Here is a 7,839-nt window from a genome sequence, read left to right as displayed (position 1 = left end):
TCCATGGGGTCCATGGCCGCGCGCTTGCGACCGAGGTTCGGCATGGGTGCCGGTTCTCCGCCGCGCTTCGCCGGGATGACGCGTGGTTTCGATGGAGCATTCTTTGGCGCGTAGCGAGGGCGTGGCGCGGTGGCTGAGTTGGGGCAGGCGCGGGACAGCGGGCGCAGCCATTCCAATGTCGCTCGCCTTCGAAGGCGTCACCCAGCGCTTCGGTGATGTGACGGCGCTCGAGGACGTGACGCTCGCGATCGCGCCGGGTGAAATCGTGGCTCTGCTTGGGCAATCGGGCTGCGGCAAGACGACGCTGCTCCGCCTCGCGGCGGGCGTCGAACGGCCCAGCTCGGGCAAAGTGCTGCTCGAAGGTCAGGACGTTTCGGCTCCCGACGCCTTCGTCGAGCCGGAGAAGCGCGGCGTTGGTCTGGTCTTCCAGGATTACGCGCTGTTCCCGCATCTCAATGTGCTCGAGAATGTCCGCTTCGGTCTGCGCGGCTATGACGATGCCTCGGCGAAGGCGACGGCGCTGCGTGCCATTGCCCGTGTCGGCCTCGCGGATCTGGCCGAGGCTTATCCACATATGCTTTCAGGCGGGGAGCAGCAGCGCGTGGCGCTGGCGCGAGCGGTGGCGCCGCGCCCCGGCGTGCTCCTGATGGACGAGCCCTTCTCCAATCTCGACCGGCGCTTGCGCGATGTGGTGCGGGACGAAACCGCCGCATTGCTGCAGGAAACCGGGGCAACCTCGATCATCGTCACGCACGATCCCGAGGATGCAATGCGGATCGCCGATCGGATCGTGCTGATGCGATCGGGGCGGATCGTCCAGATCGGGACTGGCGAGGAGCTCTACCGGAGGCCCGTCAGCCTCTTTGCGGCCCGATTTTTCTGCGATTTTACCGAGATCAGCGGCATAGCCGAGCGTGGCGCGGTGGAGACGCCGGTCGGGAGATTTGCGGCACCGGGCCTTGCCGATGGGCAGGAGGCCGTGGTCTGCGTCAGGCCGCATGCGATCAGGCTGGTGCCAAAGGGGTTCTGCCTGCCGGCGCGCGTGGTGATGCGGCGCTTTCTGGGTGAGGTCGACCATTTGCTGCTGGCCGTCGGCGGGCTTGAAAAGCCGCTGGTCGGACGGGTCTCGCTGCCGGGCTCGATCCGGGAAGGCGAGGACATCGGTATCGATATTCAGTCGGACGAAGTTCTTGTGTTCGCCTCGGGGGACACATAGGTTCCGGCACAAGCACTTGGCGCGGGTGGGGAGCCTGCGCCGCACTGGAATTCGGAGGAGTTTGCCATGGGTGGCGTCAGTATCTGGCACTGGATCGTCGTCGGCGTCATCGTGATGCTGTTGTTCGGGCGCGGCAAGGTTTCCGAACTGATGGGCGACGTCGCCAAGGGTATCAAGTCGTTCAAGAAGGGCATGGCCGAAGACGAGCCGACCACGCCGCCGCCTGCTGCGACCACGGCTGACCCGAAGATCATCGATCACGCGCAGCCTGCCAATTCCGCCACGGCGAAGGCCGAACACAAGGCCTGACGCCGCGCCGCCAGCGAGCGGCGAGGGGTTGAGAGGACGAGCCGTCGATGTTCGACATCGCCTGGAGCGAATTGATGCTGATCGGGGCGGTTGCGCTCGTCGTGATCGGCCCCAAGGATCTGCCGAAAGCCATGCGGACCGCCGGGCAGGCGATCGGCAAGATTCGCCGTATGGCCGGCGAGTTTCAGACCCAGTTCAACGACGCGATGCGCGAAGCTGAACTGGACGATCTGAAGAAGCAGGTCGAGGATGTCGGTGGTTCGGTGCAGAGCGCGCTCAATACCGATTTCAAACCGATTGATCCGATCAAGGACGATTTCAGCACACCCGCCTCCGGTGCCCGCGACGACGCGGCGCTGAAGGAAGCGGAGGCCACGCTCGCGGCCTTGCCGGGGCCTGAGCCCTTGCCCGAAATCGTCATCGAGCCCGCGCCGATTGCGGAACCGGAGCCTGAACCCGAGGTCAAGCCGAAGGCGCCGCGCAAGCGCGCTTCGACCAAGAAGGCCAAGGTCAGTGAGCCGGATGAAGGGAGCCCGGCATGAGCGTCGCCAACCCGAGGGAAGGCGAGGACGACATCGAGGCCTCGCGCGCACCGCTGATCGAGCACCTGATCGAGCTGAGGGCGCGGCTGATCAAGTCGCTGATCGCCTTCCTGATCATGTTCTTCATCTGCTTCGCGTTCTCGACGCATCTGGCGGCGACGCCGATCTTCTTCTGCCTTGGCGCCGCGCTGGTCTTTTTCTTCGCCATGCCCGTGCTGATGAAGTTCTCGATCGGCATGCAGCAGGCGGCGACGGACGGGCAGGCCGGTATCGCGCTCTTGCCGAAGGTCAGTGAGTATCTCTCGCTGATCATGACGCTGATCTTCGCTTTCGGCATCTCGTTCCAGCTGCCGGTGATCCTGACCCTGCTCGGTCAGGCCGGAATTATCGATTCGGCCTTCCTCAAGGACAAGCGGCGCTACGCCATCGTCTTCGTCTTCGTGGTCGCCGCCGTGCTGACGCCGCCGGATGTGATCTCCCAGCTCATGCTTGCCGTGCCGATGCTGCTCCTCTACGAGCTTTCGGTGTTCTCGGTGCGCTATGTCGAGAAGAAGCGGCAGGCTGCGAAAGCGGCCGAGGAAGCAGGCGAAGCCTGATCCGATCGCGGCTCGCGCGCATCGATTGGGATGCGCGATAGGTTGAGCAGCGATGTACGACATTAAATGGATTCGCGAGAACGCCGAGGCGTTCGATACCGGGCTGAAGCGGCGGGGCCTTGCGCCGCTCTCGTCCTCGCTGCTTGCGCTCGACGATTCCCGTCGTTCGGCCATCGCCAAGGCACAGGCCACGCAGGAACGCCGCAATGCGCTCTCCAAGGAGATCGGCAAGGCGATGGGCGCGAAGGACGTCGCGCTTGCCGACAAGCTGAAGGCCGAGGTCGCGGCGCTGAAGGATGCTCAGCCGGCGCTCGAAGCGGAGGAGAAGGCGGCCGTCGAAGCTCTGAGCGAACAGCTCGCGGCGATCCCCAACATACCGAATGCCGATGTCCCCGAGGGCGCCGACGAGCACGGCAACGTCGTGCTGCATGTCCATGGCACCAAGCCGGAGGAGGGCAAGCGTCTCATTGGCGTCAACCAGCCGAAAGAGCATTTCGAGCTCGGCGAAGCGCTCGGCCAGATGGATTTCGAGACGGCGGCCAAGCTCTCGGGCTCGCGCTTCGTCGTGTTGAACGCGCGGCTGGCGCGGCTCAACCGCGCGATCGGCCAGTTCATGCTCGATACCCATACCGAGGAGCACGGCTATACCGAGGTCAACCCGCCGCTGATGGTGCGGGATGAGGCGATGTTCGGAACCGCGCAGCTGCCCAAATTCCGCGACGACCAGTTCCGGGCGGGCGAGGATCACTGGCTGATCCCCACTGCCGAAGTTCCGCTTACCAATCTCGTGCGCGAATCGATCCTCTCCGAGGAGGAGTTGCCGCGTCGCTATTCCGCGCTGACCCCCTGCTTCAGGGCCGAAGCCGRCTCGGCCGGGCGCGATACGCGCGGCATGCTGCGCCAGCACCAGTTCGAGAAGGTCGAGCTCGTCTCGATTACGCTGCCGGAAAAGTCGCGCGAGGAGCACGAGCGCATGCTCGCCTCGGCGGAGGCGATCCTGAAGAAGCTCGACCTGCATTATCGGGTGATGACGCYCTGCACCGGCGATATGGGCTTTGCCAGCCAGAAGACCTGGGACATCGAGGTCTGGCTGCCGGGGCAGAAGACCTATCGCGAGATCTCGTCCTGTTCGGTCTGCGGCGATTTCCAGGCCCGGCGCATGAACGCGCGCTACAAGACACGGGACGGCAAGGGCCCGTTCTTCGTGCACACCCTCAACGGCTCGGGCACGGCGGTCGGCCGCGCGCTGATCGCGGTGATGGAAAACTACCAGAACGCCGACGGCTCGATCACGGTACCCGACGCGCTGGTTCCCTACATGCGCGGGGTGACCCGCATCGAGAAGGCGGCCTGACTCCATGCGTATCCTCGTCACCAATGATGACGGCATCCATGCCGAAGGCCTTGCGGTGCTGGAGCGCATCGCGGCGCAACTGTCGGACGATGTCTGGGTCGTGGCGCCCGAGACGGACCAGTCGGGCGTCGCGCATTCACTCTCCCTCAGCAATCCGCTGCGCCAGCGCAAGATCTCGGACAAGCGTTACGCCGTCGCCGGCACGCCGACCGATTGCGTGATCATGGCGGCGCGCTCGATCATGCTCGATGCGCGGCCCGACCTCGTGCTGTCCGGTGTCAACCGCGGCCAGAACGTCGCCGAGGACGTGACCTATTCCGGCACCATCGCAGCGGCGATGGAGGGTACGCTGCTCGGCATTCCCTCGATCGCGGTCAGCCAGGCCTACGGGCCGGACGGGCGGCACCAGATCCACTGGGACTGCGCCGAGCACCATGCTCCAGGCATCATCCGCCGGCTGCTGGAGGAGGGGATTCCCGAGGGCGTGCTGTTCAACCTCAACTTCCCGAATGTCGCGCCGAGCGAGGTTGCGGGCGTGGCGGTGACGGTCCAGGGCCGGCGCGACCAGGAGTTGGTGCGGCTCGAGCCCCGCCATGACGGACGCGGCAATCCCTATTTCTGGATCGCCTTCCAGCGCAGCCGGAAGGAGCCCGCCAACGGCACCGATCTGAGGGCGCTGTCCGAGCAGAAGATCTCGATCACCCCGCTCGAACTCGACCTCACGCATGAGCCGACGCTGACCCGATTCGCACAGGTTTTTGCCTGATTCCGAACCGGGGGTAATTGGGGGCGGCGATGAGCGAGGCCGAGGAGGCGCCTGGCAGCGAGGGTGAGCGAACCGTCGCATTCCTGCTATCGCTGAGGGCACGGGGCGTGCGCGATCTCGCCGTGCTCCGGGCGATGGAAAAGGTCTCGCGCGAGCGATTCGCGCCGACCCGCTTTGCCGACCTCGCCCGCCAGGACGTTTCCGTGCCGCTCGCCTGCGGGCAGACGATGACCGCCCCGCATACGGTGGCGAATCTCGTCAGTGCCCTGGAGATGGAGCCCTCCGCCCGTGTGCTCGAGGTCGGCACCGGCTCCGGCTATGTCTCGGCTCTGCTTGCCGCCATGGGCGGAGAGGTGGTCTCGCTGGAGCGCTACCGCACGCTTGCGCTTGCTGCCCATGAGCGCATCGGCGGCAGCGGCTACGCAAAAATGGTCGATCTCCGGCACGCTGACGGTTTCCAGCCGGACCGAACGCTCGGCCGATTCGACCGAATCCTGGTCAATGGCGTCACCCATTCCGTTCCCGAGGCCCTGCTGGCGCGGCTTTCGGTCGGCGGGCGGCTGGTCGGGGCGCTCAGGGTTGAAGGCGTATCACGTCGGGTGGTGGTCACGCGGACGGATGACAGTGCCTATGATCATGCGCTCGGCCCGGTCCTGCGCCTGCCGCCGCTGATCCCGGGCTTGGCCCGGGCACTCTGAACCGCGGCTGAAGAAAGCCGGCCCCGGCTCAAAAATGTGAAGAGGCAAAGCACGCGCGAAACGTTTTCGTAACCTGAACGGGGCTTTAATCCCCTTCATCGAGTTGCGTTGTTCGCGAGTATCTTGTCCATGCGTAGCCAAGTCGGATTCAAGTCCAGCGTTGCCCTTCGCCTGTCGACGGTCTGCGCGCTCGCCTTGAGTGTCAGCGCGTGTTCGTCGGACACGATGCGCTTCACTGAGGCACCCTTCAGCAATCCCTTCAGGACCGCGCAGGCGCCTGCCATGCGTGATCCGGCAACGACCGGCTCGATCGGGCGCAGCGCCAGCGCGCCGATGTCTTCGCCGGCTCCGTCTGTCGGGGCGGTCCGCGCCCAGCCCCTGCCGCCGCCGCAATCGGCCGTTGCGCTGCGTAGCGCAGCTCCGGCGCCTGTCGTCGGTAGCGCCAATGGCTGGTCGGCCCAGGGTGGCACGCCGATCGTCGTCGCCCAGGGCGAAACGCTCGATGTCCTCTCCTCGCGCTACGGCGTGCCGCGTTCAGCGCTGATGTCGGCGAACGGGCTTTCGAGCGCGAACGTTGCTCCCGGCTCGCGGCTGACGATCCCGGTCTACAATGCCGGTGGTGGTGCTGCGCCGCAGCAGATGGCCCAGGTGGCGTCGCCGCAGAGCGATGCGCGCACCGAAGCGCCGCGTTTCGTGCCTGGCCCCGCTCCAGTGGCGGCGCCGCGTGCGCCTGTGGTGCCGGCACGCGTCGCTGCGGTGCCGGTCGACGCCAAGGCGAAGGCCCAGGCCGCTGCCGAAGCCAAGGCGCAAGCTGCGGCCGACGCCAAGGCAAAGGCTGTGGCCGATGCACAGGCCATGCGTGACGCCCGCGCCAAATTCGCCGCCGAGGCCAAGGTGAAGGCCGAAGCCAAGGCCAGCCCTGTTGCGGACGCCCGATCCCAAGACCACCGCAAGCCTGCCGAAGGAGGAGGATGCCTCCGCCAAGGCCGATTTCCGCTGGCCGGCCCGCGGCCGTGTCATTGCCGGCTATGGCGGCAAGGGGTCAAATGAGGGCATCAACATCGCCGTGCCTGAGGGAACGCCGATCAAGGCGGCTGAAGGCGGCGTCGTCGCCTATGCCGGCAGCGAACTCAAGGGCTACGGCAATCTCGTGCTCATCCGCCATCCGAACGGCTACGTCTCGGCCTACGCCCATAACGGCGAGCTGAACGTGAAGCGCGGCGAGACGGTGAAGCGCGGCCAGGTCGTCGCCAAATCGGGCCAGAGCGGCAACGTCTCTTCGCCGCAGCTGCATTTCGAGCTGCGCAAGGGATCGTCGCCGGTCGATCCGGTTCCCTACCTGAACAACTGATCCAGAATTGGTCTGACGCCGCCTCAGGGTTTGAGCTCTCACTTCCGTCCGGAGACACGTAGAAGCATTCACCTTCGATCAGTTCCCGCGAGACCCCGCTGATCGAAACAAGGCGGGACGGTCCCAGGAAAGGCCGTCCCGCCGTTTTCATTCTGTGGCTCGGCCTACGCCCCCATGGCGCCGAACATCCGGCCCGAGCCTGGCGACGCTGCCAGATTGAATCCGGAACGCCGTCTATCCACCGGAGAACACCGGCTTATTTCCATCAGGCCGCGGGCATGCCGCCCGCGGCGATGGTCTTGCGCGGCTCAGCCGTCGAGCCGTTGGCCGAGCCGGCCCGCCAGGTCCTGGATGTACTGCCAGGCGGTGCGCCCCGAACGCGATCCGCGTGTGGTCGCCCATTCCAGCGCTTCGCGACGAAGCTCATCGGGTGCGATCGTCAGGCTGAAATGGCTGACATAGCCGTTGATCATCTCCAGGTACTCGTCCTGGCTGCACTTGTGGAAGCCGAGCCAGAGGCCGAAGCGGTCCGAGAGCGAGACCTTCTCCTCGACGGCCTCGCCGGGGTTGATCGCCGTCGAGCGCTCGTTCTCCATCATGTCGCGCGGCAGCAGGTGGCGACGGTTCGAGGTGGCGTAGAATACGACATTGTCCGGGCGGCCCTCGACGCCACCGTCCAGCGCCGCTTTGAGCGACTTGTAGGAGGTGTCCTGGCCATCGAAGGAGAGGTCGTCGCAGAAGACGATGGCGCGGTGCTTGTCCTGCCGCAGCATGGCCATCAGAGCCGGCAGGCTCTCGATGTCCTCGCGGTGGATCTCGATCAGTTTCAGGGGCAGGGCCTTGCCGGCTAGGCGCTTGTTGGTGTCGGCATGGACCGACTTGACCAGCGACGACTTGCCCATGCCTCGCGCGCCCCAGAGCAATACGTTGTTGGCAGGCAGTCCATGGGCGAAGCGCTCCGTGTTCTCTGCCAGCGTGTCTCGGACCCGGTCGACGCCACGCAGCAG

9 protein-coding genes and 1 pseudogene are annotated in these 7,839 nt (G+C 65.9%); 8 read left to right on the top strand and 2 right to left on the bottom strand.

Annotated elements, in window-relative coordinates; all coding sequences use genetic code 11:
• Positions 1-175: 175 nt before the first annotated feature.
• The 7 genes from AC1D34_RS34430 (at position 176) to AC1D34_RS34400 (ending at position 5,481) form a co-directional block, all read left to right on the top strand.
• Complete coding sequence (locus AC1D34_RS34430) at positions 176-1,216, top strand: ABC transporter ATP-binding protein (protein WP_441479260.1); 1,041 nt, start codon at positions 176-178, stop codon at positions 1,214-1,216.
• 66 nt (positions 1,217-1,282) lie between these two features.
• Positions 1,283-1,525 (top strand): twin-arginine translocase TatA/TatE family subunit, encoded by a 243-nt coding sequence (locus AC1D34_RS34425; RefSeq protein ID WP_043232977.1) that lies wholly within the window; start codon positions 1,283-1,285, stop codon positions 1,523-1,525.
• 47 nt (positions 1,526-1,572) lie between these two features.
• Positions 1,573-2,067 carry a Sec-independent protein translocase protein TatB gene (tatB, locus tag AC1D34_RS34420; protein WP_441489703.1) on the top strand — a complete coding sequence of 165 codons (495 nt, stop codon included), beginning with the start codon at positions 1,573-1,575 and terminating at the stop codon, positions 2,065-2,067.
• Positions 2,064-2,663 (top strand): twin-arginine translocase subunit TatC, encoded by a 600-nt coding sequence (gene tatC, locus AC1D34_RS34415; RefSeq protein ID WP_476826660.1) that lies wholly within the window; start codon positions 2,064-2,066, stop codon positions 2,661-2,663. Before tatB ends, tatC begins: the two co-directional genes overlap by 4 nt.
• Before the next feature lie 52 nt (positions 2,664-2,715).
• Entirely contained in the window at positions 2,716-4,017 is a 1,302-nt protein-coding gene (gene serS / locus AC1D34_RS34410) for a serine--tRNA ligase (RefSeq protein WP_476826659.1), read from the top strand.
• A gap of 4 nt (positions 4,018-4,021) precedes the next feature.
• On the top strand, positions 4,022-4,783 hold the full coding sequence (gene surE, locus AC1D34_RS34405) for a 5'/3'-nucleotidase SurE (protein WP_069880263.1): 762 nt from the start codon (positions 4,022-4,024) through the stop codon (positions 4,781-4,783).
• A 29-nt stretch (positions 4,784-4,812) separates the two neighbouring features.
• Positions 4,813-5,481, top strand: a complete 669-nt coding sequence (locus AC1D34_RS34400) for a protein-L-isoaspartate O-methyltransferase family protein (protein WP_441489705.1) — start codon at positions 4,813-4,815, stop codon at positions 5,479-5,481.
• 95 nt (positions 5,482-5,576) lie between these two features.
• Here the strand turns inward: AC1D34_RS34400 and AC1D34_RS34395 are convergent, their stop codons facing one another.
• A complete protein-coding gene (locus AC1D34_RS34395; protein ID WP_162768161.1) occupies positions 5,577-5,765 on the bottom strand; it encodes a hypothetical protein in 189 nt (62 codons plus the stop codon).
• Here AC1D34_RS34395 and AC1D34_RS34390 point away from each other — a divergent pair.
• Positions 5,707-6,832, top strand: a pseudogene (locus AC1D34_RS34390) (peptidoglycan DD-metalloendopeptidase family protein). The gene AC1D34_RS34395 and the pseudogene AC1D34_RS34390 sit on opposite strands and share 59 nt — an antisense overlap.
• A 308-nt stretch (positions 6,833-7,140) precedes the next feature.
• On the opposite strand, the gene AC1D34_RS34385 reads toward AC1D34_RS34390, so the two are convergent.
• A partial coding sequence (locus AC1D34_RS34385) for an ATP-binding protein (RefSeq protein ID WP_476826658.1) occupies positions 7,141-7,839 on the bottom strand: 699 nt, incomplete at its 5' end.

The organism is Allobosea sp. P1_A7 (assembly GCF_056406775.1).
Note: the sequence above shows the minus strand (reverse complement) of the source record. Positions and strands in the feature narration are given on the sequence as shown.

Bases quoted from the DNA above. Each gene is read 5' to 3' on its own strand.
- AC1D34_RS34430 (WP_441479260.1), top strand. From the start codon at position 176: ATGTCGCTCGCCTTCGAAGGCGTCACCCAGCGCTTCGGTGATGTGACG.
- AC1D34_RS34425 (WP_043232977.1), top strand. From the start codon at position 1,283: ATGGGTGGCGTCAGTATCTGGCACTGGATCGTCGTCGGCGTCATCGTG.
- tatB (WP_441489703.1), top strand. From the start codon at position 1,573: ATGTTCGACATCGCCTGGAGCGAATTGATGCTGATCGGGGCGGTTGCG.
- tatC (WP_476826660.1), top strand. From the start codon at position 2,064: ATGAGCGTCGCCAACCCGAGGGAAGGCGAGGACGACATCGAGGCCTCG.
- surE (WP_069880263.1), top strand. From the start codon at position 4,022: ATGCGTATCCTCGTCACCAATGATGACGGCATCCATGCCGAAGGCCTT.
- AC1D34_RS34400 (WP_441489705.1), top strand. From the start codon at position 4,813: ATGAGCGAGGCCGAGGAGGCGCCTGGCAGCGAGGGTGAGCGAACCGTC.
- AC1D34_RS34395 (WP_162768161.1), bottom strand. From the start codon at position 5,765: ATGGCAGGCGCCTGCGCGGTCCTGAAGGGATTGCTGAAGGGTGCCTCA.